Annotated in this window: 24 protein-coding genes; 12 read left to right on the top strand and 12 right to left on the bottom strand. The window is 73.6% G+C overall.

Going from position 1 to position 24883, the window contains the following annotated elements:
- Positions 1-14 precede the first annotated feature (14 nt).
- Positions 15-821, bottom strand: coding sequence for a purine-nucleoside phosphorylase (locus ACSNOC_RS16410; protein WP_436748194.1), 807 nt, complete (start codon positions 819-821; stop codon positions 15-17).
- Between the two features lie 98 nt (positions 822-919).
- Positions 920-1366, bottom strand: coding sequence for a gamma-glutamylcyclotransferase (locus ACSNOC_RS16405; RefSeq protein ID WP_436748187.1), 447 nt, complete (start codon positions 1364-1366; stop codon positions 920-922).
- A gap of 94 nt (positions 1367-1460) precedes the next feature.
- Here ACSNOC_RS16405 and ACSNOC_RS16400 point away from each other — a divergent pair, with 94 nt between their 5' ends.
- The gene (locus ACSNOC_RS16400; protein WP_436748186.1) at positions 1461-2891 is read left to right on the top strand and encodes an NAD(P)H-quinone dehydrogenase; all 1431 of its coding nucleotides are present in this window, start codon (positions 1461-1463) and stop codon (positions 2889-2891) included.
- Between the two features lie 114 nt (positions 2892-3005).
- Entirely contained in the window at positions 3006-3977 is a 972-nt protein-coding gene (locus tag ACSNOC_RS16395) for a DeoR/GlpR family DNA-binding transcription regulator (protein WP_436748185.1), read from the top strand.
- A 102-nt stretch (positions 3978-4079) separates the two neighbouring features.
- Here the strand turns inward: ACSNOC_RS16395 and ACSNOC_RS16390 are convergent, their stop codons facing one another.
- The 6 genes from ACSNOC_RS16390 to ACSNOC_RS16365 all read right to left on the bottom strand — a co-directional run bounded on the left by ACSNOC_RS16390 (position 4080) and on the right by ACSNOC_RS16365 (position 11463).
- Positions 4080-5858, bottom strand: coding sequence for an acetyl/propionyl/methylcrotonyl-CoA carboxylase subunit alpha (locus ACSNOC_RS16390; RefSeq protein WP_436748184.1), 1779 nt, complete (start codon positions 5856-5858; stop codon positions 4080-4082).
- A gap of 732 nt (positions 5859-6590) precedes the next feature.
- Positions 6591-7250 (bottom strand): Maf family protein, encoded by a 660-nt coding sequence (locus ACSNOC_RS16385; RefSeq protein ID WP_436748183.1) that lies wholly within the window; start codon positions 7248-7250, stop codon positions 6591-6593.
- 86 nt (positions 7251-7336) lie between these two features.
- A complete protein-coding gene (locus ACSNOC_RS16380; RefSeq protein WP_436748182.1) occupies positions 7337-8026 on the bottom strand; it encodes an ABC transporter ATP-binding protein in 690 nt (229 codons plus the stop codon).
- Positions 8027-8046: 20 nt separating this feature from the next.
- Positions 8047-9510 carry an ABC transporter permease gene (locus ACSNOC_RS16375; RefSeq protein WP_436748181.1) on the bottom strand — a complete coding sequence of 488 codons (1464 nt, stop codon included), beginning with the start codon at positions 9508-9510 and terminating at the stop codon, positions 8047-8049.
- 178 nt (positions 9511-9688) lie between these two features.
- Positions 9689-9895 carry an acyl-CoA carboxylase subunit epsilon gene (locus ACSNOC_RS16370; protein WP_436748193.1) on the bottom strand — a complete coding sequence of 69 codons (207 nt, stop codon included), beginning with the start codon at positions 9893-9895 and terminating at the stop codon, positions 9689-9691.
- A gap of 41 nt (positions 9896-9936) precedes the next feature.
- Positions 9937-11463, bottom strand: a complete 1527-nt coding sequence (locus tag ACSNOC_RS16365) for an acyl-CoA carboxylase subunit beta (RefSeq protein WP_436748192.1) — start codon at positions 11461-11463, stop codon at positions 9937-9939.
- Between the two features lie 157 nt (positions 11464-11620).
- On the opposite strand from ACSNOC_RS16365, the gene ACSNOC_RS16360 reads away from it, so the two are divergent.
- A complete protein-coding gene (locus ACSNOC_RS16360) occupies positions 11621-12481 on the top strand; it encodes a biotin--[acetyl-CoA-carboxylase] ligase (protein ID WP_436748180.1) in 861 nt (286 codons plus the stop codon).
- Positions 12482-12591: 110 nt separating this feature from the next.
- Positions 12592-13698 (top strand): adenylate/guanylate cyclase domain-containing protein, encoded by a 1107-nt coding sequence (locus tag ACSNOC_RS16355; protein ID WP_436748179.1) that lies wholly within the window; start codon positions 12592-12594, stop codon positions 13696-13698.
- A gap of 30 nt (positions 13699-13728) precedes the next feature.
- On the opposite strand, the gene ACSNOC_RS16350 is transcribed toward ACSNOC_RS16355, so the two are convergent.
- A complete protein-coding gene (locus tag ACSNOC_RS16350; protein ID WP_436748178.1) occupies positions 13729-13899 on the bottom strand; it encodes a hypothetical protein in 171 nt (56 codons plus the stop codon).
- Positions 13900-13993: 94 nt separating this feature from the next.
- Between ACSNOC_RS16350 and ACSNOC_RS16345 the strand changes: the two genes are divergently transcribed.
- Positions 13994-15049 carry a diguanylate cyclase domain-containing protein gene (locus tag ACSNOC_RS16345; RefSeq protein WP_436748177.1) on the top strand — a complete coding sequence of 352 codons (1056 nt, stop codon included), beginning with the start codon at positions 13994-13996 and terminating at the stop codon, positions 15047-15049.
- Between the two features lie 7 nt (positions 15050-15056).
- Here the strand turns inward: ACSNOC_RS16345 and ACSNOC_RS16340 are convergent, their stop codons facing one another.
- Positions 15057-15242: a hypothetical protein gene (locus tag ACSNOC_RS16340; protein ID WP_436748176.1), complete on the bottom strand. Its 186-nt coding sequence runs from the start codon at positions 15240-15242 to the stop codon at positions 15057-15059.
- A gap of 105 nt (positions 15243-15347) precedes the next feature.
- Between ACSNOC_RS16340 and ACSNOC_RS16335 the strand changes: the two genes are divergently transcribed.
- The 3 genes from ACSNOC_RS16335 to ACSNOC_RS16325 all read left to right on the top strand — a co-directional run bounded on the left by ACSNOC_RS16335 (position 15348) and on the right by ACSNOC_RS16325 (position 17741).
- Complete coding sequence (locus ACSNOC_RS16335; protein WP_436748175.1) at positions 15348-15665, top strand: hypothetical protein; 318 nt, start codon at positions 15348-15350, stop codon at positions 15663-15665.
- Positions 15666-15791: 126 nt separating this feature from the next.
- Positions 15792-17054: a L,D-transpeptidase gene (locus ACSNOC_RS16330; protein WP_436748174.1), complete on the top strand. Its 1263-nt coding sequence runs from the start codon at positions 15792-15794 to the stop codon at positions 17052-17054.
- Between the two features lie 138 nt (positions 17055-17192).
- Positions 17193-17741 carry a gamma carbonic anhydrase family protein gene (locus ACSNOC_RS16325; RefSeq protein WP_436748173.1) on the top strand — a complete coding sequence of 183 codons (549 nt, stop codon included), beginning with the start codon at positions 17193-17195 and terminating at the stop codon, positions 17739-17741.
- Here ACSNOC_RS16325 and ACSNOC_RS16320 read toward each other — a convergent pair.
- Together ACSNOC_RS16320 and ACSNOC_RS16315 are read right to left on the bottom strand one after the other, a co-directional pair.
- Entirely contained in the window at positions 17726-18658 is a 933-nt protein-coding gene (locus ACSNOC_RS16320; protein ID WP_436748172.1) for an anti-sigma factor RsbA family regulatory protein, read from the bottom strand. The genes ACSNOC_RS16325 and ACSNOC_RS16320 overlap by 16 nt on opposite strands.
- Positions 18658-18966: an STAS domain-containing protein gene (locus ACSNOC_RS16315; RefSeq protein ID WP_436748171.1), complete on the bottom strand. Its 309-nt coding sequence runs from the start codon at positions 18964-18966 to the stop codon at positions 18658-18660. Before ACSNOC_RS16315 ends, ACSNOC_RS16320 begins: the two co-directional genes overlap by 1 nt.
- 368 nt (positions 18967-19334) lie before the next feature.
- On the opposite strand from ACSNOC_RS16315, the gene ACSNOC_RS16310 reads away from it, so the two are divergent.
- From ACSNOC_RS16310 to ACSNOC_RS16295, 4 genes are all read left to right on the top strand, one after another.
- Positions 19335-20207, top strand: coding sequence for an RNA polymerase sigma factor SigF (locus ACSNOC_RS16310; RefSeq protein WP_436748170.1), 873 nt, complete (start codon positions 19335-19337; stop codon positions 20205-20207).
- Positions 20208-20360: 153 nt separating this feature from the next.
- Entirely contained in the window at positions 20361-21353 is a 993-nt protein-coding gene (locus ACSNOC_RS16305) for an aldo/keto reductase (RefSeq protein WP_436748169.1), read from the top strand.
- Positions 21354-21485: 132 nt separating this feature from the next.
- Positions 21486-23087: an alkaline phosphatase D family protein gene (locus ACSNOC_RS16300; protein WP_436748168.1), complete on the top strand. Its 1602-nt coding sequence runs from the start codon at positions 21486-21488 to the stop codon at positions 23085-23087.
- A 161-nt stretch (positions 23088-23248) separates the two neighbouring features.
- Positions 23249-24883: alkaline phosphatase D family protein (locus tag ACSNOC_RS16295; RefSeq protein ID WP_436748167.1), on the top strand; the 1635-nt coding region annotated here is incomplete at its 3' end.

The following is a 24883-nucleotide window of genomic DNA, read 5'->3' as shown; positions in this document are numbered from 1 at the left end:
CACGGCGGTCCCGGTCAGATCCGTCCTAGCACCCGGGCGAGCAGGCCGCCCATCCGGGCTGCCGAGTCGCGGCCCGCCCGCAGGACCTCCTCGTGGTTCAGCGGCTCGCCGGTGATACCCGCGGCGAGGTTCGTGACCAGCGAGATGCCCAGCACCTCGGCGCCCGCCTCGCGAGCGGCGATGGCCTCCAGGACGGTCGACATCCCCACCAGGTCCCCGCCGATGGCCCGGACCATGCGGATCTCGGCCGGGGTCTCGTAGTGCGGCCCGGGAAACTGGACGTACACGCCCTCCTCCAGGCTGGGGTCGATCTCCTTGCACAGCGCGCGCAGCCGCGCGGAGTACAGGTCGGTCAGGTCGACGAAGTTGACGCCGGCGATGGGGGAGGTCGCGGTGAGGTTGATGTGGTCGCGGATGAGGACCGGCTGGCCGGGGCGCATGCCCTCGCGGAGGCCGCCGCAGCCGTTGGTGAGCACCACGGTCTTGCAGCCCGCGGCGACGGCCGTGCGCACCCCGTGGGCCACCGCGGCGACGCCGCGCCCCTCGTAGTAGTGGGTGCGGCCGAGGAAGACCAGGGCCCGCTTCTCGCCGACCCGGTAGGAGCGGATCCGTCCCGCGTGCCCCTCGACGCTCGGGGGCGGGAAGCCGGGCAGTGCGGTGAAGTCGAACTCGTGCTGCGGCTCCCCCAGCTCGTCCGCCGCCGGCACCCAGCCGGAGCCCATGACCAGCGCGACGTCGTGGGCGGCGACCCCGGTCAACTCCCGGATGCGGGCCGCCGCGGCGCCGGCCGCGCCCTCAATCTCAGATGCGTTCACGCGCAGAGCCTAACCGGTATTTGCCTACGCGCGTAGATGCTGACCAGGGGCAAGCGTGGAACACCGGTCGCCGCCGGCCGCATCCGGAAGGCCCGGTTCGCGCCTCAGCAGGGGCGCTTGCGCAGCTCCATCACGTAGTCGTGCGGGGCGCCCGCCGACTCGGCCGCGTCCGCGATCTCGCCCAGGTAGCGGGCGGAGGGCAGGCCGCCCTCGTAGGCGTTGAGCACGTACACCCAGGCCGGGACCGTGCCGTCCAGGGTGTGCACCTGGACCCGGGTGCGGCGGTAGATCCCGAGCCCGACGCCCTCCCACCGGTCGAGTGCCTCCTCGTCCATGGGGGCGATGTCGTAGAGCGCCACGAAGACGTCCGAGGCGGGCTCCGCGGTGGATTCGACGATCGTGGCCAGGGCCCCCTCCCAGCCCATCTCCTCGCCGCCGAACGTGAGCCGCCAGCCGGTGATCCAGCCGGTGCCACGCAGGGGCGAGTGCGGTGCGCGACGGGACATCAGCCGGGCGTCGAGGTTTCCGGCGTATGCGGCGTAGAGGGACATGGGACTGAGCGTACGGGAGGGGTGGCGGTGGCGGCCGGTCCGGCACCACTGGCCCCGGGGCGAGATCGGCCCCGTCGTGCGAGACACTGTAGGGGTGACTCGGATCGTGATCATCGGTGGTGGACCTGGCGGGTACGAGGCGGCGCTGGTGGCGGCGCAGCTCGGTGCGGAGGTGACCGTCGTCGACCGGGACGGGCTGGGCGGCGCCTCGGTGCTCACCGACTGCGTGCCGTCCAAGACGCTCATCGCGACCGCCGAGGTCATGACGGGCTTCGACTCCTCGCACGAGGAGCTCGGCATAGAGATCGACCACGACGGCGACGGCATCGGCGACGAGGTGCGGGGCATCGGCGTCGACCTCGGCAAGGTCAACCGCCGGGTCAAGCGCCTGGCCCTCGCCCAGTCGCACGACATCACCGCCTCCGTCACGCGCGCCGGGGTGCGGGTGCTGCGCGGGCACGGCCGGCTGGAGGCCACCCAGGCCCCGGACGGCTCCCGCCGGGTCACCGTCACCGACCCCGACGGCGAGCAGCGGAGCCTGGTCGCGGACTGCGTGCTGGTCGCCACCGGCGGGCACCCGAGGGAGATCCCGGACGCCAAGCCGGACGGCGAGCGGATCCTCACCTGGACCCAGGTCTACGACCTGAAGGAGTTGCCCGAGGAGCTGATCGTGGTCGGCTCCGGCGTGACCGGCGCCGAGTTCGCCGGGGCGTACCAGGCGCTGGGCTCCCGGGTCACGCTGGTCTCCTCGCGCGACCGCGTGCTGCCCGGCGAGGACCCGGACGCGGCGGCCGTGCTGGAGGACGTCTTCCGCCGCCGCGGGATGAACGTGATGGCCCGCTCGCGGGCCGCGGCGGCCAAGCGCGTGGGGAACCGCGTGGAGATCACGCTGGCGGACGGCCGGGTCATCTCCGGCACGCACTGCCTGATGGCGGTCGGCGCGGTGCCCAACACGGCGGACATGGGCCTGGAGGAGGCGGGCGTCAAGCTCAAGGACTCCGGGCACATCTGGACCGACAAGGTCTCCCGCACCACCGCCCCGGGCGTGTACGCGGCCGGGGACTGCACGGGCGTGCTGGCGCTGGCCTCCGTCGCCGCCATGCAGGGCCGGATCGCGATGTACCACTTCCTGGGCGACGCGGTGGCCCCGCTCGACCTCAACACCGTGTCGGGGAACATCTTCACCGACCCCGAGATCGCCACCGTGGGTTACACCCAGGCGGACGTGGACGAGGGCCGGATCGACGCCCGGGTGGTGAAGCTCCCGCTGCTGCGGAACCCGCGGGCGAAGATGCAGGGCGTGCGGGACGGCTTCGTCAAGCTGTTCGCACGCCCGGGGACCGGGATCGTGGTCGGGGGCGTGGTCGTCGCCCCCCGGGCGAGTGAGCTGATCCATCCGATATCGATCGCGGTCGACAACAGTCTGACGGTGGAACAGATCGCAAAAGCGTTCACCGTGTACCCGTCTCTGTCCGGCTCGATCGCCGAGGCGGCCCGTCAGCTCCATACACGGAAACTCGCCTGAGACCAGTAGGCACTGGTCAGCGCGGGAATCATCGGCAAGCGCCCTCGGCATATAGCACGCCGGGGGCGTACGCACAGACAACTTCGGTAATTCTGCGCAACCGGCTGAAAGCAGATGGTCGTTGGGGTTACTGTCGGTTCCGTGTTCGCTGCAGAACGTCGCCAGATGATTCTCGAAATGGTGCGTGCCAACGGAGCCGTGTCGCTCCGTGAGCTCGCCCGCGTCGTCCAGACCTCAGAAGTGACCGTGCGGCGCGATGTCCGCGCCCTGGAGGCAGAAGGACTGCTGGACCGCAGACACGGTGGTGCGGTCCTCCCGGGTGGCTTCACCCGCGAGTCGGGGTTCCCCCAGCGCGCTCTGGCCGCGACGGCGGAGAAGACCGCCATCGCGGAGTTCGCGGCCGGCCTGGTCCGGGAGGGCGAGGCCATCGTGGTCGGCGCCGGCACCACGACCCAGGAGCTGGCCCGCCGGCTGGCCCGGGTGCCGGGGCTCACGGTGGTCACCAACTCCCTGCTGGTCGCCCAGGCGCTCGCGCACGCCAACCGCGTGGAGGTGGTGATGACCGGCGGCACCCTGCGCGGCTCCAACTACGCGCTGGTGGGCAGCGGCGCGGAGCAGTCGCTGCTCGGGCTGCGCGTCAGCCGGGCCTTCCTCTCCGGCTCCGGGCTGACCGCCGACCGCGGCCTGTCCACGTCCAACATGCTGGCCGCCAGCGTGGACCGGGCGCTGGTGCGGGCGGCCAGCGACGTGGTGGTGCTGGCCGACCACACCAAGCTCGGTGCCGAGACGGCCTTCCAGACCGTGCCCACGGACTCGATCACGCAGTTGGTCACCGACCAGCCGCCGCCCGAGTGCGAGCGCGCGGGCATGGAGCTGGAGGCGCTGGCCAACCAGGGCGTGCGCATCTCGGTGGTCGGCCCGTGTGCCACGGGTGGCGGCAAGCCGGGTGCCGAGCGCGCCGGTGAGCCGTCGCGGCGCGGGGAGACCCCGGTGCCGCCGCCGCGCGGCGGCGGGCACCCGGGGCTCGGAGCGCCGCCGGCGCTCGGCCAGCGCATGTCGGACCTGGCCCCCTCGCGCCGCCGGTAGCGGCGGCGCGATGCCACGGCCGCCGCTTCCCGGGGGGAAGGCGGCGGCCGGGCCGGGCCTGTCGCGGACGTCCGCGCGGCGGACGGCGCGGCGGGCGCCGGGTCAGTCCTTGATCTCGCAGATGACCGCGCCGGAGGAGACCGAGGCGCCGACCTCCGCCTTGAGGGCGGACACGGTGCCGGAGCGGTGCGCGTTGATCGGCTGCTCCATCTTCATCGCCTCCAGGACGATGACCAGGTCGCCCTCCTCGACCTGCTGGCCCTCCTCCACGGCCACCTTGACGATGGTGCCCTGCATCGGGGAGGCCAGCGAGTCGCCGGTGGCCGCCGCGCCCGCCCGCTTGGCGGGCTTGCGGCGGGCGGGACGCGCCCCGCCCGCGACGGCAGCCCGCGCCAGCGGCATGGCCAGCGTCGCGGGCAGCGAGACCTCCAGGCGCTTGCCGCCGACCTCGACCACGACCGTCTCGCGGACGTCGCCCTCGTCGCCGTCGGAGCCGCCGCTGGGGTCGAACGCCGGGATCTCGTTCTTGAACTCGGTCTCGATCCACCGGGTGTGGACGGAGAACGGCTCCCCCTCGCGGCCGTTGACCTCGGGCGCGAACGCCGGGTCCTTGATGACCACGCGGTGGAACGGCACCACCGTCGCCATGCCCTCCACGCGGAACTCGGCCAGCGCCCGGGCCGCCCGCTCCAGCGCCTGCTTGCGCGTGGCGCCGGTGACGATCAGCTTGGCGAGCAGCGAGTCCCACGCCGGGCCGATGACCGAGCCCGACTCCACGCCCGCGTCCACCCGGACGCCGGGGCCGCTGGGCGGCGCGAAGGTGGTCACGGTGCCGGGCGCGGGCAGGAAGTTCCGCCCGGCGTCCTCGCCGTTGATCCGGAACTCGAAGGAGTGGCCGCGCAGCGGCGGGTCGTCGTACCCCAGCTCCTCGCCCTGGGCGATGCGGAGCTGCTCGCGCACCAGGTCGATGCCCGAGATCTCCTCGGTGACCGGGTGTTCGACCTGGAGGCGGGTGTTGACCTCCAGGAAGGAGATCGTGCCGTCCTGCCCGACGAGGAACTCACAGGTGCCGGCGCCGACATAGCCGGCTTCCTTCAGGATGGCCTTGGAGGCGGTGTAGAGCTGCTTGTTCTGCTCGGGGGTGAGGTAGGGCGCGGGGGCCTCCTCGACGAGCTTCTGGTGGCGGCGCTGCAGCGAACAGTCGCGGGTGGAGACCACCACCACGTTGCCGTGCTGGTCGGCCAGGCACTGGGTCTCCACGTGCCGCGGCCGGTCGAGATACCGCTCGACGAAGCACTCGCCGCGGCCGAAGGCGGCGACGGCCTCCCGGACGGCCGAATCGTAGAGCTCGGGGACCTCTTCGAGGGTGCGCGCGACCTTCAGGCCGCGCCCGCCGCCGCCGAACGCGGCCTTGATGGCGATGGGCAGCCCGTGCTGCTCCGCGAACGCGACCACCTCGTCGGCGCCGGACACCGGGTCCGGGGTGCCGGCGACCAGCGGCGCGCCGGCGCGCTGCGCGATGTGCCGCGCGGCGACCTTGTCGCCCAGTGCGCGGATCGCGTCCGGCGGCGGGCCGATCCAGGTCAGGCCCGCGTCGATGACGGCCTGCGCGAACTCCGCGTTCTCGGAGAGGAATCCATAGCCGGGGTGAACGGCGTCGGCCCCCGCGTCGGCGGCGGCCTTCAGGACCTTCTCGATGTCCAGATAGCTCGCGGCGGGGGTGTCACCGCCCAGCGCGAACGCCTCGTCCGTCGCCCGGACGTGCACCGCGTCCCGGTCCGGCTCGGCGTAGACGGCCACGCTGGGGATGCCGGCGTCCCGGCAAGCCCTTGCGACCCTTACGGCGATTTCGCCGCGGTTGGCGATGAGCACCTTGCGCACGATGACTCCTTCCTTGGAACAAGGCGAGTTTAGGTACTGGCGACACCTCGCAACGAGTCGCCCACAGGGGTGACCTTGCCCACACGGACTGTGAGGGGTACCGCCTCGGTCGGCTGACTTGCCTTGCTGTCCCAAGGTACGCGCCCCGTTGCCGTTTACTTTAGGCAGCCGGGCCGGGTCCGGGTCTGCGGCGGCCTGGCACAGGGTGGCCCAACGGACCTTGTAGGAAAGGCACAATGGCCCAGTGTTCACCTGGGTCGCGAAGCCCACCCGCTGTGGGGGTTGTGAGGAGGCTTACTCGGCAGTAGCGTGCGCCGTGTGAACCGGGGCAGACGAAGTGTGGCCGCGGTGGCGGCAGTGCTGGTGTGGGGAACGGCAGTGGTCCTCGGACTGCTGAACTGGATCCTCGGAATCGCGGCGGACCGGCAGGACATGTCCGTCGGCGGGGTCTCGGCGACGGCGATCAGCGTGTCCTCGTGGGTGGTGGGCGGACTGCAGTCCGCCTTTTTGCTGGTGTGCGGTGTGCTCCTGGTGCGGATGGCGGTGCGGGACCGCGCGCCGCGCCCGGCGGCGCGGGTGGCGCTCGTCTCGGCGGCGGTCCTGCACGCGGTGCTGGGCGCCCTCGCGGTGGGGCTGGTGGGCTGGCCGGCGTTCGCCGGGCTGATGGCGGTGTTCGTCCTGGTGATGCTGGCGCTGAGCCTGTACCCGCCGGCCGACGGCGCGGCGCCCGCGTCAGACCCACAGGTCGGTGATGGCCACCCCGACCCGGGCGAGCAGGTCGCGCAGGAGCGGCAGGGACAGCCCGATGACGTTGCCCGCGTTCCCGTCGATCCCTTCGACGAACGGGGCCGAGCGGCCGTCGAGGGTGAACGCCCCCGCGACGCGCAGGGGTTCGCCGGACGCCACGTACGCGGCGATCTCCTCGTCGGTGGGCCGGCCGAACCTGACCGTCGTTGACGCGGTGGCCGAGGCGCGCGCCGGGGAGCCCGGCGCCGCCGCCGTGTCGATGACGCAGTGACCGGTGTGGAGGACGCCGGACCGGCCGCGCATGGCCTTCCAGCGGGCGACGGCCTCCTCGGCGTCGGCGGGCTTGCCGTGGGCGTGCCCGTCCAGCTCCAGCACCGAGTCGCAGCCGACCACCAGCGCCCCGGCCGCCTCCGGCCGCGCCGCGACGGTCGCCGCCTTGGCCTCGGCCAGCACCCGCGCCAGCTCGGCCGGGGTGTCCGCGCTCAGCGCCTCCTCGTCCACGCCGCTGACGATGACCTCCGGCGCGAGCCCGGCCTGCCGCAACAGCCCGAGCCGGGCGGGGGACTGGGAGGCCAGGACGAGCCGCCGGACCGGGCCGGGCACGGGCGCGGGAACGGGAGCGGAGGAGGACGGCGCGGCGTTCATGCGCGCCAGGGTAACGACCCCCCGCCGCCGGTCCGGCAGGGGGGAAGGGCCGGACCGGGGCCGGAGACCGGCGTGGCGGGGGCCGGTCAGTCGTCCGCCGCCGCGCGGTCGGTGACCGTGATCCTGCCGCGGGCGATGCGGGCCAGCCGGTCGGCCCGGCGGGCCACCGCGCTGTCGTGGGTGACCATGATGAACGTCAGCCCCAGCTCCTTCCACTGCTTCTCCAGCACCTCGATCACCTCGTCGCGGGTGGACTCGTCGAGATTGCCCGTGGGTTCGTCGGCGAGCAGCACCTGGGGCCGCTTGGCCAGCGCGCGGGCGATCGCCACACGCTGCTGCTGGCCGCCGGACAGCTCGCTCGGCAGATGGCCGGCGCGTTCCGCCAGCCCCACCGAGTCGAGCGCCGCGGCGGCCCGCTCGCGGCGCGCGGCGGCTTTGAGGCGGAGCGGGACGAGGGCCGTCTCCACGTTCTCCTGGGCGGTGAGCGTGGGGATCAGGTGGAAGCCCTGGAAGACGAAGCCGATCCGCTCGGCGCGCAGCTTGGTCAGCCGCGCCTCGGAGAGGCGGGAGAGGTCGGTGCCGTCGAGCAGGACGCTGCCCGCCGTGGCCCGGTCCAGCCCGCCGAGGAGTTGCAGCAGCGTGGACTTGCCGCCGCCCGTGGGGCCCTGGATGACCAGCCGGGAGCCGGTGGGCACGGTCAGCGAGACGTCGTCCAGGGCGGCGATGGTGGCCTTGCCGCGCTGGTACCGCTTGGTGACGCCGGTGAGTTCGTACATCGGGATCTCCGGTGGTGGGGTCAGGCGACGCGGCGCAGCGCGTCGGCGGGGCGGAGGCGGGCGGCGCGCCAGGCGGCGAACGCCCCGGCGACGAGGCCGCCGGTGACGGCCAGGACGACGGCGAGGAGGAGCACGCTCACGCTGACCGGGGCGGTGAGGCCGACGTCCAGGCTGTCGGCGGCGGCCTCGCCCATGTCGCGGACGAACCCGCCCCCGCCGCGGCCCCCGCCGGGCGCCTCCGCGGTGGCCGTCGCGCCGCCCAGCTCGGCGGTGAGATCGGGGCGGACGGCGGTGATGGTCCAGGCGGCCAGCAGTCCGAGGCCGAGGCCGAGCGCGCCGCCGAGGAGGCCGGTGGCGAGGGACTCGCCCATCACCTGCCCGGTGATCCGGCCCCGGGTCCAGCCGAGGGCCTTCAGGGTGCCGAACTCCTTGACGCGGCGGCTGACGGCGGAGGAGGCCATCAGACCGGCCACGACGAACGAGACGGCCAGGACGAGGTACGACAGCCACCTGCCGACGCCGTTCGCGAGGTCGGCGGCGGTCGACAGGGAGCCGGACACCTGGTCGGCCAGGTCGTCGGCGGTGGTGACGTCGGCGCCGGCCACCGTATCCGTGATGGCGGCCTCGACCGCGTCCAGCCGCTGGCTGTCGGTGGCCCGCACGTAGATCTCGGTGAGCTTGTCCTCGTTGCCGGACAGTTCCTGGGCCTGGGCGAGCGGGATGTAGACGTCGGCGGCGGCGTCGCCGGAGGTGGCGGCGGCCAGGCCGACGACCTCGAAGTCGCGCTCCCTGAGGGTGACGGTGTCGCCCACGGCCAGGTCCTCGCTCGCCGCGTAGCCGGCGTCCAGGACGGCCACGGCGGCGTCCGCGTCGTCCGCCGCGAGGGCGCGCCCGTCGGTGACCTCGGTGGCGCCGAGCGGCCCGATGCCGGCGGTGGTGACGTCGGCGCCGAAGACGGCGAACTGGTCGACGCCGAAGTCGGCGCCGCCGCCCCCGACCTCCATGCGGCCGGTCCCGCCGCCGGGGGCCTCGCCGGGCGCCGTCTCGCGGGCCTCGCCGGGCTCGAACGAGCCGGAGACGGTCAGGTCGCGCAGCTTCAGCCCGCCGGCGGCGCCGGCCACGCCGTCGAGGCCGGCGATGTCCGCGACCGCGGACTCGTCCAGGGTCTGGAACCCGTCGAGGACGAGCGCGTCACCGCCCTGTTCCTCACCTTCCGCCGCGTCGAACCGGAACCGCGGGGACTGGGGCGCCTCGCCCGCCTCGCCGCCTTGTATCTCCTCCGGGGAGGGCACCGCCTTGCTGACGGTCATGTCCGTGCCCAGGCCGTAGAGCGACTCCAGGACGTCGTCCTGGGCGCGCTGCATGCCGGAGGAGACCGCGTTCACGACGACGACGAGCGCGATGCCGAGCGCGAGACCGGCGGCGATCACGAACTGTGCCTTGCGGCGGCGGCGCAGCTCCCGTCGCAGATAGGTGAAAATCATGCGGCGGACGCTAAGGACGGGCGGTGAGGGTCCGGTGAGGAGTCGATGAGAGCCGCATGAGAATCGCCTCCGGCGGACGGCCGGGCCGCGGTGCGTCACCGGTGCCCGCGGGGACGGGGCGGGCCCGGCCGGACCGTGGGGTCCGGCCGGGCCCGGTGGCCGCGCGGTGTGCGGGGGGTCAGCTCGGCCAGTAGCTGGTGGCCCACGAGCGCGGCCCGGGGGCCGGGACGGCGCGCGGCACGGTCCGCACCGGGTCGGACCACTGGGAGGCGGGGCCGGTGCCGGGCGTCGGGCCCGCCGACGCGGCGGCGGCCCGGGCCTGCATGACCGCGATCGCGGCGGCCAGCTCCTCGGGGGTGGGGTTGCCCCGGACGACCTTGAAAATCACGGAAGACCTCCTTCGGCTTCGGCTTCGGCTCCGGCGGGCTACAGCGGGATGTTGCCGTGCTTCTTCGGCGGGAGCTGCTCCCGCTTGGCCCGCAGCGCGCGCAGCCCGCGCACCACGAAGCGGCGGGTCTGCGCGGGCGTGATGACCGCGTCCACGTAGCCGCGGTCGGCCGCGGTGTACGGGTTGAGCAGCGTGTCCTCGTACTCCTGCGTCAGGCGCGCCCGCTCCGCCTCGCGCTCCTCGTCGGACTCCAGCGCGGCCAGGGTGCGCCGGTGCAGGATGTTCACCGCGCCCTGCGCGCCCATGACCGCGATCTGGGCCGTCGGCCAGGCGAAGTTGAGGTCGGCGCCGAGGTGCTTGGACCCCATCACGTCGTAGGCGCCGCCGAACGCCTTCCTGGTGATCACCGTGATCAACGGCACCGTCGCCTCCGCGTACGCGTAGATGAGCTTGGCCCCGCGCCGGATGATGCCGTTGTACTCCTGGTCGGTGCCCGGGAGGAAGCCCGGGACGTCCACGAACGTCAGCACCGGGATGTTGAACGCGTCGCAGGTCCGCACGAAGCGCGCCGCCTTCTCCGAGGCGTTGATGTCCAGGCAGCCGGCGAACTGCATCGGCTGGTTGGCCACCACGCCCACCGGGTAGCCCTCGACGCGCCCGAAGCCGGTGATGATGTTCGGCGCGAACAGCGCCTGGGTCTCCAGGAACTCCCGGTCGTCCAGGACGTGTTCGATGGCCTCGTGCATGTCGTACGGCTGGTTCGCCGAGTCCGGGACGAGGGTGTCCAGCTCCTCGTCCTCCGGCGAGATCTCCAGGTCCGACTCCTGCGGGAAGGCCGGCGGCTCGGAGAGGTTGTTGGAGGGCAGGTAGGACAGCAGCGCCTTCACGTACTCGAAGGCGTCCTTCTCGTCACCGGCCATGTGGTGCGCCACGCCGGAGAGGGTGTTGTGGGTGCGCGCGCCGCCCAGCTCCTCGAATCCGACGTCCTCGCCGGTGACCGTCTTGATGACGTCCGGGCCGGTGATGAACATGTGCGAGGTCTGGTCGACCATCACGGTGAAGTCGGTGATGGCCGGCGAGTAGACCGCGCCGCCCGCGCAGGGGCCGACGATGACCGAGATCTGCGGGACCACGCCGGAGGCGTGCACGTTCCGCCGGAAGATCTCCGCGAAGAGGCCGAGCGCCGCGACGCCCTCCTGGATCCGCGCGCCGCCGCCGTCGTTGATGCCGATGACCGGACAGCCGGTCTTCAGCGCGAAGTCCATCACCTTGACGATCTTCTCGCCGTAGACCTCGCCCAGCGAGCCGCCGAAGACGGTGAAGTCCTGCGAGTACACCGCGACCGGGCGGCCGTCCACCGTGCCGTAGCCGGTGACGACGCCGTCGCCGTAGGGCCGGTTCTTGTCGATGCCGAAGGCGGTCGCGCGGTGCCGGGCGAACTCGTCCAGCTCGGTGAACGAGCCCTCGTCGAGCAGCAGGTCGATCCGCTCCCGGGCCGTCAGCTTGCCCTTCGCGTGCTGCTTCTCGACGGCCCTGGCCGAGCCCGCGTGTGTGGCCTCCTCCATCCGGCGCCTGAGATCGGCGATTTTGCCCGCGGTGGTGTGGATATCTTCGGCCACGTCTGCGGCTCCTACTCATCCTCGGGTGGCTACCGATCCGTAGGTTAACGGCGTTCGACGTCAACGGGGGTGCGGCGTTGGCCACACCCGTAGGCTGACGCCCATGAGCACTTCGCGCAGCCGCTGGTCCGACCTCGACCGCCCCCCGCTGGACGCGCGGGCGCTGCGGGCCGCCCTGCTGTGGCCGGACGGCCTGTGGACCTCGCTCGACGTCGTGGACGTCACCGGGTCGACCAACGAGGACCTCGCCGAGGCGGCGCGCGCCGGGCGGGCCGAGCCGGGCGCGGTGCTGATCGCCGAGGAGCAGACCAGCGGGCGGGGCCGGCTGGGCAGGACCTGGAGCGCGCCGGCCCGGTCCGGGCTGTTCTTCTCCGTGCTGCTGCGTCCCGAGGAGCGGGTGCCCGCGGCGCGGCTGACCTGGCTGCCGCTGCTGGCCGGCGTCGCCGCCGCCACGGCCCTGTCCCGCGCGGCCGGGGTGGACGCGACGCTGAAGTGGCCCAACGACCTGCTGGTGCCGGTGGACGGCCAGGAGCGGAAGTTCGGCGGCATCCTGGCCGAGCGCGTCGAGGGCGCGGAGGGCGGCGCGGTGGTGCTCGGCATCGGCCTCAACGTCTCGCTGCGCGCCGACGAGCTGCCCGTGCCGCAGGCCGGTTCGCTGCTGCTGGCGGACGCCGTCTCCACCGACCGGGACCCGCTGCTGCGGGCGGTGCTGCGCTCGCTGGCCGAGTGGTACACGCGCTGGATGGGCGCGGGCGGCGACGCGGAGATGGCCGGTCTGCACGCGGCCTACGCCGGGTCTTCGGCCACGCTGGGCCGCCGGGTGCGTGCCGAGCTGCCCGGCGGGGGAGAGGTCAGGGGCGAGGCGGTGGCCGTGGACGGCGAGGGCCGGCTGGTCATCGCGGCGGACGACGGCACGCGGCAGCCGATGGCAGCGGCTGACATCATCCACCTCCGGGCGGCGTGACACACGGCACACTGCCGTAGGGTGGGGCGTTGGAAGCGCGCGGAGGGCGCGGCGGAGCGGAAACGGTAGGGCAGTGCGCAGCGAAGGGAATCCTCCCCTGAAGGCGGGCGATGACCGTGGCCGGGGCTGAGCCGGGCGCGCCGGAGCCGGAGGACGTGACGGGCACCCCGGGCGCCCCCGACCCCGAGGACGACGCGGAGAACATCGCACTGCGCATGGAGCGCCTGATCCTGGGCGCCGACCGGCAGTACACCCCGTTCCAGGCGGCGCGGGCCGCCGGGGTCCCGATGGAGCTGGCCTCCCGCTTCTGGCGGGCGATGGGCTTTCCCGACATCGGCCAGGCGCGGGTGCTGACCGAGGCGGACGTGCTGGCGCTGCGGCGGCTGGCGGGCCTGGTGGAGGCCGGGCTGCTGAGCGAGTCGATGGCGATCCAGGTGGCGCGCTCGACCGGGCAGACGACGGCGCGGCTGGCGGACTGGCAGATCGACTCGTTCCTGGAGGGCCTGACCGAGCCGCCCGAGCCGGGCATGACGCGGACCGAGGTCGCCTACCCGCTGGTCGAGCTGCTGCTGCCGGAGCTGGAGGAGTTCCTCATCTACGTGTGGCGGCGGCAGTTGGCGGCGGCCACCGGGCGGGTGGTGCAGGCGCAGGACGACGACGAGATGGTGGACCGGCGGCTGGCCGTCGGCTTCGCGGATCTCGTCGGGTTCACGCGGCTGACCAGGCGTCTGGAGGAGGAGCAGCTCGGCGAGCTGGTGGAGGCGTTCGAGACGACCGCCGCCGACCTGGTCGCCGCGCAGGGCGGGCGGCTGATCAAGACGCTGGGCGACGAGGTGCTGTTCGCGGCGGACGACGCCGGGACGGCCGCCGACATCGGGCTGCGGCTGGTCGAGACGCTGGGCGACGACCCGATGATGCCGGAGCTGCGGGTGGGGATCGCGTTCGGCACGGTGACGACGCGGATGGGCGACGTCTTCGGCAACACGGTCAACCTGGCCAGCCGGCTCACCTCGATAGCGCCGAAGGACATGGTGCTGGTGGACGGCGCCATGCGGGACGAGCTGACGTCCGCGGGGCTGGCCCCGCAGTCCGAGAAGGCGGCCGACACGAGCGGCGCCCGCGCCGCGGCCTACCGCTTCGCGCTCCAGCCGCTGTACCAGCGCCCGGTCCGGGGCCTCGGCATCATCGAGCCCTGGCTGCTGACGCGGCGGGGCTGAGCCGGTCCCGTCGGGTCCGGCGCGGGGGGATCAGAGCGCCCACCACAGCACGAGCAGCACGGCCGACAGCAGCAGCGCCGCCGGGAGGGTGATCGCCAGGACGGTCGCGACGGCGGCCCACAGGTCGCGCCGGGCCGCGGCGCGCCGCCGCGCCTCCGCCTCGTTCCCGCCCGCGGGGGGTCCGTCCTGGTCTTGGGCCATGGCTCATCGTAGGCGGCGGCGCGTCGAGCCGTGCCGGCCGTGCCGGGAGTAGTCGAACGACCCACGGCGGGCGGAACGCTCCTAGCCTGGGCGTATGGGTGACGAGATCCGGCTGCGGGCCGTGGCCGAGCTGGCGCGGGCGATCGCCGCCGCGCCCGGCCCGGCCGAGCTCGCGCGGGCCGCCGCCGACGGGGCCCTGGCCGCGCTGGGCGGCTCGTCCGCCGCCCTGGCCGTGTGGGAGCCGGAGCACGGCCGCCCGCGGGTGCTGGCCGAGGCCGGGGAGCGGGCGCCGGGGCCCCCGGCGGAGCCCGTCGCCTTCGGGCCCGGGCGCCGGCCGCGCGAGGGCATATCCGGCGCCCGGCCAGAGCCGGTGGAGAGCGCCGGGCCCTCCGGCGGCCGGCGGCTGGTCGCGCCCGTGCTGGTGGAGGGCCGGGTCTGGGGCGCGCTGTCCGTGGTCCGCGCCCCGGGCGCCGGTGGCTTCGGCCCGGGGGAGCGGGACGTCGCCGCGGCCCTGGCCGCCGTGGTCGCGGCGGGCGTCGTGCAGCAGGAGCGGCTGGCGGAGGCCAGGCGGCTGGCGTTCACCGACCCCCTGACCGGGCTGGCCAACCGGCGCGCGGTGGACGCGCGGCTGGAGGAGGCGCTGGCCGAGCACCGGGCCACCGGGACCGTGGTCAGCCTGGTGGTCTGCGACCTCAACGGCCTGAAGAAGGTCAACGACACCTACGGCCACGCCACCGGGGACCGGCTGCTGGAGCGGTTCGGCACCGTGCTGTCGCTGTGCGGGGCCGCCGTGCCGGGGGCGCTGGCGGCGCGGCTGGGGGGCGACGAGTTCTGCCTGGTCGCCGTGGGCGCCGGGGCGGCGGAGGTGGAGCGGGCCGCCGGGGAGGTCTGCCGCCGCGCCAGGGAGCTGGACCTGGGCGAGGGGGTGGCGTGCGGGGTGGCCTCGACGGGGGAGGACATCGGTCCGCTGCGGTCGGCGCGCCGCCTGTTCCGGCTGGCCGACGCCGCCCAGTACCGGGCGAAGGCCGCGCGCTCCCCGGTGCCGGTGGTCGCCGGGCGGCACGACGCGGTGGTCGCGCTCGCGGACGCGCCCCCCGCGCGGCAGGGCGCCGAGCGCCGCCGCTTCCGGGGCAGGTCCCCCGGGGAGTGACCGGCCGCTACTGGTCCCGCTGCTGGTCGGCCCCGGACCCGGACTGCTCGACGGGGATGACGCCCCCGGTGCCCGTGCCGTGGTCGGCGTCGCCGTAGGCGGACGGCATCAGCCAGACGGCGCAGAGCGCGCCGGTCGCCACCAGCAGGCTGATCAGCGTGCGGCGGTTGGCCGTGCGGGGGTGACGGTCCACTGAGCGCTCCGGGTGTGCTGCGTATCGGCGGCGTGGAGTGCGATGTTACGGGCGGGTGCGGGTCGCGGGGAAGGGGCGGACCCCGGGCGCCTTACTCTCCCGGTCATGACTGATGAACTGAGCGACGAGGTGCGGCACGTCCGGGTCCGCGTCGAGATGGTGCTCGAAGTGGCGGAGCCCGACGAGCTGATCCGGGCGGCCTGGGCCCGCATCGAGGGCGACGAGCTGATGCCGCCCGAGGAGCGCGACCAGGCCGCGCAGGCCGTCTCGCGGGACGAGGCGGAGGCCGTGGCGTATCTCATCGACCCGATCGACCTGGTCAGCGAGGTGCCCGGAGTCGTTCTCGCGCAGGCGTCGTGGAGCAGCGAGCTGGCCGACTACGATCCGGAGGACAGGTGGGACGGTGACGACGAGGACGACTGACCCACGATATCGAACGTGTGAGCTATTGCACGGACTATCCTACAGTGGAACCGGCTGCCGCCGATTCGCGTTCTCCTCCTTGTGTCCGCGGGGGGATGCGGCAGCGGGGACGGAGTTTTCTATCTGATGAGGGACGGGATGCGGCGCAAGGGCCTGAGTGCGGCGGCGGCGCTGCTCTGCGGAGTGCTGACACTGTCGGCCTGCAGCGGTGGCGGCGGGGACGACTCTTCCGGGAACGGCGGTGGTGACGGCAACGAGCAGACGGACGCCGACCGCGCCGCGGAGGACGCGAACACGTCGACGGCGGTGATATCCATCACCCCGGAGGACGCCGCGGACAACGTCGGCATAAACGACGACGTCGAGGTCACCGTCGAGGACGGCACGCTCGACGAGGTCGTCATGACGGCCGTCGAGAGCGGCACCGAGATCACGGGCACGATGTCCGAGGACGCCACGAGCTGGCGCCCCGACGTCCAGCTCGAACGGGCCACCCAGTACGAGCTGACGGTCCAGGCCAGCGACAGCGAGGGCCGGGAGGCGCACGAGAGCGCCACGTTCACGACGGTGTCGCCGGAGAACAGCTTCATCGGCTACTTCACGCCCGAGGAGGGCGTGACCGTCGGCGTCGGCATGCCGGTCTCCCTCAACTTCGACAAGCCGATCACCAACCGGGCCGAGGTCGAGGCGGCGGTCGAGATCAACTCGACCAGCGGCCAGGAGGTCGTGGGGCACTGGTTCAGCGACACGCGCCTGGACTTCCGGCCCGAGGACTTCTGGGAGGCCAACTCCGAGGTCACCGTCGAGCTGAACTTCGACGGCATCGAGGGCGCGCCCGGCGTCACCGGCGTGCAGGACCGCACGTTCAGCTTCGACATCGGCCGCAGCCAGATCAGCACGGTCGACGTGGAGACCAAGCAGATGGAGGTCGTCCGCGACGGCGAGACGATCCGCACCATCCCGGTCTCGGCGGGCAGCGAGGAGACCCCGACCTACAACGGGATGATGGTCATCTCCGAGAAGCTGGAGGAGACCCGGATGAACGGCGCCACCGTCGGCTTCACGGACGACGACGGCGAGGGCGAGTACGACATCCCGGACGTGCCGCACGCCATGCGGCTGTCCACCTCCGGCACGTTCGTCCACGGCAACTACTGGGCGCCGCGCAGCGTCTTCGGCAGCAGCAACACCAGCCACGGATGCATCGGCCTCGCCGACGCCCAGGGCGCGGACGACCCCGGGCAGGACGGCGCGTGGTTCTTCGAGGAGTCGCTGATCGGCGACGTGATCATCGTGGAGAACTCCCCGGACCGCGAGATCCAGCCGGACAACGGGCTCAACGGCTGGAACATGAGCTGGGCCGACTGGCAGGCCGGCAGCGCCCTCTGACGCACCGGCCGGGTCCCGGCCGGGGCCACGGCACCCGCGAGGCGCCACCGCACGCACCGTGCGGTGGCGCCTCGCCGCGTTCCGCCGCATGCCCACCCGGCGCGGTCCCGCGGGCAGCGCCGCCGTACTGTCACCCCTGTGACGACGACCCTCATCCCGTTCGACGGCCACCGGCCGGAGCTGGCCCCCGGCGCCTGGGTGGCGCCCACCGCGACCGCGATCGGCGCCGTGCGCCTCGGCCCGGACGCCTCCCTGTGGTACGGCGCGGTGGTGCGCGCCGACGCCGAGCACATCGAGATCGGTGCCGGCAGCAACGTCCAGGACGGCTGCGTCCTCCACGCCGACCCGGGATACCCCGCGATCGTCGGCGCGGGCGTCTCCATCGGTCACCGGGCGGTCGTCCACGGCTGCGCGGTCGAGGACGACGTGCTCGTCGGCATGGGCGCCGTGATCCTCAACGGCGCCCACATCGGCCGCGGTTCGCTCATCGCCGCCGGCGCCGTGGTGCTGGAGGGCACCCGGGTCCCGCCCGGCTCGCTGGTGGCCGGGGTGCCGGGCAAGGTCCGCCGGGAGCTGAGCGAGGAGGAGACCGCGCTGATCCGGCTCAACGCCGACCACTACCGGCAGCTGGCCCGGCGCCACGCGGCGATCCCGGCGGCCGGGACCGCGGATCAGCCGCCGAGGTAGAAGCGGACGGTGGTGCCGTCGGGGCCGGTGTGGACGCGGGTCAGGTCGGCCACGCAGTGCACCAGCAGCAGGCCCCGGCCGCCGATCTGCTCCGGGGCGGGCGGCCGGCGCCCGGCCAGCGGGTCCTTGATCTCGCCCCGGTCGCTGACCTCGCACACCACCTGGCGCCCCTCGGCCCAGATCCGCAGCGTGCCCGTGCCGCCGCCGTGCACCACGCTGTTGGTCGTCAGCTCGGCCACGGCCAGGGCCAGATCCTCCAGCCGCTCCCCGGCCAGTCCGTGCCCGGCGGCCAGCCCGGTCGCGAAGTGCCGCGCGTCGGGCAGCCCTTCGGCGTCGAAGGAGAACACGGCGGCCCGCTCCGGGGCCGTCAGCGGCTCGTTGTAGAGGGCGACGATCCGGTCCGGCGCGTAGGCGTCGCTGGTGCCGCCGACGCCGTCCTCGATGACGACGGGGTGCGTGGCGCGGGCGTCCGCGACGACCCGCGGGTCGAGCCGGACCACGTCGTACGGGCAGAGCACGGTGACGGTCCGGCCGGTGAACGCGTGGTTGATCAGCGCCTCGTGCTGGGCGCAGGCCGGGTACTCCGTCCCGGAACGGCCCGCCCAGATCGGCTCCCCGATGATCCGCACCCGCCGCTCGCCGGGGTGCGCGTCGGCGAAGGCGCGCAGCACGCGCGGGATGATCCGGCCCGGGTTCCGCCCGGCCTCGGTCATGTCCAGCAGCCGGACGCGGCGGGCGTCGTCGCCCAGCTCGGCGCGGAGCAGCGACAGGTTCTCCCCCGGGACGGCGACGGCCACGGGCTCGTCCGCGGCCAGGCCCTCCAGGACGAAGGGGACCGTGCCCGCCAGGTAGTCGCGCTGATCGCGGTAGAACAGCGCCGGGTGCACGAACGGCTCGGCGTCGGCCGGCATGGTCATCACCCCCTCACCTCGATCGCCGTCAGGTCGGGCCAGAAGATCCCCAGCGCCCGCCGCAGCGAGGACGGCGGCCGGTCGACGACGATACGCCGCCCGGTGCCGAGCCGCCGCGCGGCGGCGGCCAGCTCGGAGGCCGCGGTCACATCGGTGAACGTGACCGCGGACAGCTCCAGGTAGACGTCGTCACCCTGACCGGTCAGGTGCCGCAGCGTGTCCCGCCACTCCGCCCGCGCGAGCAGGCCGATCTCGCCCGCCGCCCGGGCACCGACGCGGTCGGTCAGCGGAACGATCACGAGCGCTCCGTTCATCCGGCCGATCACCTCCCGCCCACCATGTCATACCCCCTCGATTCCCTTTCAGCTCCCCCGTATCCAGGGGTGCACCGCCGTCACCGCCTCCGTTCGGGCTCCGTTTGGGCGGGGGGCACCGGGTCATACGAGCGTGAGAGTACCCCCGACGGGGAACGCCTGCGTAAGGAGAAAGAGCCTATGAACTGCACGAGATGCGGGGCTCCGGTCATCCAGGGGCCACGGGGTGACTGGAGCTGCAACAACTGCGGGAACGCGGGATGACCACCCTCTCCGCAGGACATCCGCGAAATTCGTAGCATGCATTCCGGATCACAGGGCAGAAGCCGGTCTAGCGCAGACAGCAGCAGAGTGGAGGGAGAGGGCCCGTGAACAGCACGACCGTGACGGTCTCGGCCAAGCCCGGTAACCGGAGCACCACCGAGGTGCCCCTGCCCCACGTCCCGGACGCCGGAAAGATCGCGCCCAGGGACGCCAGGGAGCTGACCAAGCTGTTCCTGAGCCGCCTGTCCGTCCTGGAGGAGGGCACGCGCGAATACCAGTACGCCCGGAACACACTGATCGAGATCAACCTGTCCCTGGTCAACTTCGTCGCGAGCCGCTTCCGGAACCGCGCCGAGCAGATGGAGGACATCCTCCAGGTGGGCACGATCGGCCTGATCAAGGCGATCGACCGGTTCGACCTGTCCCGCGAGGTCGAGTTCACCAGCTTCGCCGTGCCCTACATCAGCGGCGAGATCAAGCGGTTCTTCCGGGACACGAGCTGGGCCGTGCACGTGCCGCGGCGCCTCCAGGAGTTGCGCGTCGACATGGCCAAGGCCACCGACGAACTGTCCAGCCGCCTCGGCCGGCTGCCCACCACCAAGGAGCTGGCCGACATCCTCGACCTGACCCAGGAGGAAGTCGTCGAGGCGCAGATGGCCTGCAACGGCTACACCGCCAGCTCCCTCGACGCGCCCGGCGGCGACGAGAGCGGCGGCTCCTCGGAGACGGCCCGGCCGTGGGCCGAGCGGCTGGGCAGCGTGGACGCGGACCTGGAGAAGATCGAGAACCTGCAGTCCCTGAAGCCGTTCCTGCGCAAGCTCGGCGAACGCGACCGGCGGATCCTGCGGATGCGGTTCGGCGAGGAGCTGACCCAGGCCCAGATCGCGGCGGAGCTGGGCATTTCCCAGATGCACGTCTCCCGGCTGCTGAGCCGGATCCTGACCCGCATGCGGGAGCACCTGCTGTCGCAGCACTGAGGCGTGTTTGAATGCGGGAGCCGTGGGGCGCGTGCTCCCGCCGCGACCGGACGTCGCGACGGAAGGAGACCCCGCCTGACACGGCGCGGCCCGTGCGGACGGGCCGTGGGCACCGAGGGGGTGCCCTCGGGGACGGGGGAGGCGTGAGGCGGCGTGCGGTATCGCACTCTGGGACAGGACGGCCCGACGGTGTCGGTGCTCGGCTTCGGCGCCATGACGCTGGCGCCGGGACTCTACGACGAGGTGACGGAGAAGGAGGCGGAGACCGCGCTGCTCGCCGCGGTGGACGCCGGTGTGACCCTGATCGACACGGCCGACATCTACGGTGACGGCCACAGCGAGCGGCTGATCGGCCGGGTGCTGGGCCGGCGGCGCGAGGAGATCGTGCTGGCCACCAAGTTCGGCGGGAACGCGGGGCCGGACGGCCGGCTGGTCCCCGGCCTCGGGCGGCCGGAGTACGCGCGCCGCGCGCTCGACGCCAGCCTGGCCCGGCTGGGCACCGACCGCGTCGACGTGTACTACCTGCACCGGCTCGACCCGGCCACGCCGGTCGAGGACACGGTCGGCGCGCTCGCGGAGCTGGTCGCGGCGGGCAAGGTCGGGCACATCGGGCTGTCGGAGGTGTCCGCGGCCACGCTGCGGCGGGCGCGGGCCGTGCATCCGGTGGCGGCCGTCCAGTCCGAGTACTCGCTCTTCAGCCGCGACCCCGAGGACGACGTGCTGCCGGCCTGCCGCGCGACGGGCACCGCGTTCGTCGCCTACAGCCCGCTCGGCCGGGGCCTGCTCGGCGGCACGGTCCGCGGCGCGGGCGACCTCGGCCCCCGCGACTGGCGGCGCGGCAACCCCCGCTTCCAGGAGGGGAATCTCGACCGCAACGTGTCCCTGGTCGACGCCCTGGCCACGCTCGCCGCGGCGTCCGGCGTCACCACGGCCCAGCTCGCGCTGGCCTGGCTGCTGCGCCGCGGCACCGTCCCGATCCCGGGCACCCGCCGCGCCGCCAACGCCCGCGCCAACGCGGCGGCGGCCGGCCTCGCCCTGGACGACGAGGTGTTCGCGCGGCTGGAGGCCCTGGTCCCGCGCGGCGCCGCGGCCGGGCGGAAGGCGGACGACGCCTATCTGGAGAACATCGACGGCGGCGGTTCGTAAGTCCCGGGGCGCCGCGCCGCTGTTCCCCGAAACGTGGGGGCGCGGCAGGCGGCGCTCCACTCCGGCGTCACCGCCGCCCGCGATCGTGTCAGCCCGTCACGTACCACCAGCACACGACGGGCAGGTACACCGATGGATCTCACCAGACGCCGTCTCCTCGGCGGCACGGGCGCCGGAGCCGCGGCGCTCGGGCTGCACGCCGCCGGGCTCACTTCCGGGACCGCCTGGGCCGACCCCCGTTTCCCGGACGACCCCTTCCGCCTCGGCGTCGCCTCCGGCGACCCCCACCCCGACGGCGTCGTCCTGTGGACGCGCCTGGCGCCCGACCCGCTCGCGCTGGACGGGCGCGGCGGCATGCCCGGGCGGCGGGTCACCGTCCAGTGGCAGATCGCCCACGACGAGCGCTTCCAGCGCGTCGTCCGCCAGGGCACCGCGTACGCCGTGCCCGAACTCGCCCACTCCGTCCACGTCGAGGTGACGGGCCTGGAGCCCGGCCGCGACTACTTCTACCGCTTCCGCGCCGGGGGCGTCCTCAGCCCGGCCGGCCGCACCCGCACCGCCCCGCACGCGCGTACCAGGACGGACCTCGCGTTCGCCTTCGCGTCCTGCCAGTGCTGGTACGAGGGCTTCTACACGGCGTACCGGCACATGGCCGCCGAGGACCTCGACTTCGTGGTCCACCTCGGGGACTACCTGTACGAGTACGGCGTCGGCGCCACCGCCGGGGTGCGCGGGATGAGCCTGGACGCCTCGTTCCAGCGCGAGACGTACACGCTGTCCGAGTACCGCAACCGGCATGCCCTGACCCGTATGGACACCGATCTCCAGGCCGCCCACCTGGCGTTCCCCTGGGTGCTGACCTGGGACGACCACGAGGTCGAGAACAACTGGGCCGGGGACATCGCGCAGCTCGACAGCGACGGCTTCCCCGACGGCGACGCGACCGCCTTCCGGGCCCGCAAGGCCGCCGCGTTCCAGGCGTACTACGAGCACCTGCCGCTGCGCCTGCCGCAGAAGCCCGACGGCTCGGACGTCCGCATGTACCGGCGGCTGGGCTTCGGGCGGACCCTCGACCTGCACGTGCTCGACACCCGCTCGTACCGCGACGACCAGGTCTGCGGCGACGGCACCAAGCCGGGCTGCGACACCGAGCGCTCCGACCCCGCCCGCACCATGCTGGGCGCGGAGCAGGAGCGGTGGCTGCTCGACGGCGCGGCCCGCTCCGGCGCGACGTGGAACGTGCTGGCCAACCAGACCCTGGTCGCCCAGGTCGACCAGAACGCGGACCCGGCCGTGGTCTCCTCCGGGCTGGACATGTGGGACGGCTACACCGCCGCCCGCGACCGCCTCCTGACGGGCCTGCACGAGCGCGGCGCCGCCAACCCGGTCGTGGTGACCGGCGACATCCACCGCAGCGTGGTCGCGGACCTCAAGCTGGACTTCGCCGACGCGTCCTCGCCGGTGGTCGCCACCGAGTTCGCCGGCACCTCGATCAGCTCCGGCCGTGACGGCGCGGCGATGGACAAGGTGGGCCGCGACTGGCTGGCCCCCGGGGTCAACCCGCACCTGAAGTGGCACAACGCGCAGCGCGGTTACACGGTCCTGCGGCTGACCGCCGACGACCTGCGCGCCGACTACCGCGTCGTGCCCTACGTCACCACGCCCGGCGCGCCCGTCGAGACGGCGGGCCGCTTCGTCGTGGAACGGGACCGGCCCGGCGCGCAGCCCGCCTGAGCGCGACCCGGACCCCTGTCGGAGCGCCGCCGGTACGCGCCGGTGGCGCTCCCCCGTCCGTGTGATGGTAGGCGAGCCTCCACCATTATCGTCCGATAGGCGGCCATTGTGGCGGCCCGTCAGCTCTCCGTGATCACGCGCACAGACGGGCAGGTTCTTCGATGGATCTCACCAGACGCCGACTTCTCAGCACCGCCGGCGCCGGGGCGGCGACACTCGGTCTCTACGCCGCCGGATTCAGCTCCGGTACCGCCTGGGCGGCCCCCCGGTTCGCCGCCGACCCGTTCAGCCTGGGCGTCGCCTCGGGCGACCCGCTGCCCGACGGGGTCGTGCTGTGGACGCGCCTGGCGCCCGACCCGCTCGCCGTCGACGGGCTGGGCGGCATGCCGCAGCAATCGGTCACCGTCGAGTGGGAGATCGCCCGCGACGAGGCGTTCTCCGACGTCGTCCAGCGCGGCGAGACCTCCGCCGTCCCGGAGCTGGCGCACTCCGTCCACGTCGAGGTGAGCGGGCTGGAGCCGCGCCACGACTACTTCTACCGCTTCCGCGCGGGCAGCGACATCAGCCCGGTCGGCCGGACCAGGACCGCGCCCGACCCGCAGGAGGCCGACGCGGCGGCCGGGCTGTCGTTCGCCTTCGCGTCCTGCCAGTGCTGGTACGAGGGCTTCTACACGGCGTACCGGCACATGGCCGCCGAGGACCTCGACTTCGTGGTCCACCTCGGGGACTACCTCTACGAGTACGGCGTCGGGCCGACCGGCGGCGTCCGGGGCATCAGCCTGGACGCCTCGTTCCAGCGCGAGACGTACACGCTGTCCGAGTACCGCAACCGGCACGCCCTCACCCGTATGGACACCGACCTCCAGGCCGCCCACCTGGCGTTCCCCTGGGTGCTGACCTGGGACGACCACGAGGTGGAGAACAACTGGGCCGGGGACATCGCGCAGCTCGACAGCGACGGCTTCCCCGACAGCGACGTGGACGAGTTCCGGGCCCGCAAGGCCGCCGCGTTCCAGGCGTACTACGAGCACCTGCCGCTGCGCCTGCCGCAGAAGCCGGAGGGCGCCGAGGTCGCCATGTACCGGCGGCTGCGCTTCGGCCGGCTGATGGAGCTGCACGTGCTGGACACCCGCATGTACCGCGACGACCAGGCGTGCGGCGGCGGCACCGAGTCCGGCTGCGACGCCGAGCGCTCCGACCCCTCGCGCACGATCCTCGGCGACACCCAGGAGCGCTGGCTCCTCGACGGCGCCGCGGCCACGGACGCGAGCTGGAACGTGCTGGCCAACCAGACCCTCATCGCCCAGGTCGACCAGGACCCCGACCCCGATGTCGTCCTCTCCGGGCTGGACATGTGGGACGGCTACACCGCCGCCCGCGACCGCCTCCTGACGGGCCTGTACGAGAGCGGCGCCAACAACCCCGTCGTGCTGACCGGCGACATCCACCGCAGCGTCGTCGCGGACCTCAAGCTGGACTTCGCCGACGAGTCCTCCCCGGTGGTCGCCACCGAGTTCGCGGGCACCTCGATCAGCTCGGGCGGCGACGGCGCGGCGATGGACGACAAGGGCTACGACTGGATGGCCGCCGGGGTCAACCCGCACCTGAAGTGGCACAACTCGCAGCGCGGTTACACGGTCGTGCGGCTCACCCACGAGGAACTGCGCGCCGACTACCGCGTCGTGCCCTATGTCACCAGCACCGGCGCCGGTGTCCAGACGGCCGCCGGGGGCAGCAACCGGGCCAGGTCGGCGGTGAGTTCGGGATCGTCGAGCAGGGCGCGCCGGACGCGGGCG

This window comes from Streptomyces sp. URMC 129 (assembly GCF_051386415.1).
Taxonomy (GTDB): domain Bacteria; phylum Actinomycetota; class Actinomycetes; order Streptomycetales; family Streptomycetaceae; genus Streptomyces.
Note: the sequence above shows the minus strand (reverse complement) of the source record. Positions and strands in the feature narration are given on the sequence as shown.

Coding starts and splice junctions, on each gene's coding strand:
- ACSNOC_RS16405 (WP_436748187.1), bottom strand. CDS start 1,366: ATGTCCCTCTACGCCGCATACGCCGGAAACCTCGACGCCCGGCTGATG.
- ACSNOC_RS16395 (WP_436748185.1), top strand. CDS start 3,006: ATGGTCGTTGGGGTTACTGTCGGTTCCGTGTTCGCTGCAGAACGTCGC.
- ACSNOC_RS16385 (WP_436748183.1), bottom strand. CDS start 7,250: ATGAACGCCGCGCCGTCCTCCTCCGCTCCCGTTCCCGCGCCCGTGCCC.
- ACSNOC_RS16380 (WP_436748182.1), bottom strand. CDS start 8,026: ATGTACGAACTCACCGGCGTCACCAAGCGGTACCAGCGCGGCAAGGCC.
- ACSNOC_RS16375 (WP_436748181.1), bottom strand. CDS start 9,510: ATGATTTTCACCTATCTGCGACGGGAGCTGCGCCGCCGCCGCAAGGCA.
- ACSNOC_RS16365 (WP_436748192.1), bottom strand. CDS start 11,463: ATGGAGGAGGCCACACACGCGGGCTCGGCCAGGGCCGTCGAGAAGCAG.
- ACSNOC_RS16360 (WP_436748180.1), top strand. CDS start 11,621: ATGAGCACTTCGCGCAGCCGCTGGTCCGACCTCGACCGCCCCCCGCTG.
- ACSNOC_RS16355 (WP_436748179.1), top strand. CDS start 12,592: ATGACCGTGGCCGGGGCTGAGCCGGGCGCGCCGGAGCCGGAGGACGTG.
- ACSNOC_RS16350 (WP_436748178.1), bottom strand. CDS start 13,899: ATGGCCCAAGACCAGGACGGACCCCCCGCGGGCGGGAACGAGGCGGAG.
- ACSNOC_RS16345 (WP_436748177.1), top strand. CDS start 13,994: ATGGGTGACGAGATCCGGCTGCGGGCCGTGGCCGAGCTGGCGCGGGCG.
- ACSNOC_RS16335 (WP_436748175.1), top strand. CDS start 15,348: ATGACTGATGAACTGAGCGACGAGGTGCGGCACGTCCGGGTCCGCGTC.
- ACSNOC_RS16330 (WP_436748174.1), top strand. CDS start 15,792: ATGAGGGACGGGATGCGGCGCAAGGGCCTGAGTGCGGCGGCGGCGCTG.
- ACSNOC_RS16320 (WP_436748172.1), bottom strand. CDS start 18,658: ATGACCATGCCGGCCGACGCCGAGCCGTTCGTGCACCCGGCGCTGTTC.
- ACSNOC_RS16315 (WP_436748171.1), bottom strand. CDS start 18,966: ATGAACGGAGCGCTCGTGATCGTTCCGCTGACCGACCGCGTCGGTGCC.
- ACSNOC_RS16300 (WP_436748168.1), top strand. CDS start 21,486: ATGGATCTCACCAGACGCCGTCTCCTCGGCGGCACGGGCGCCGGAGCC.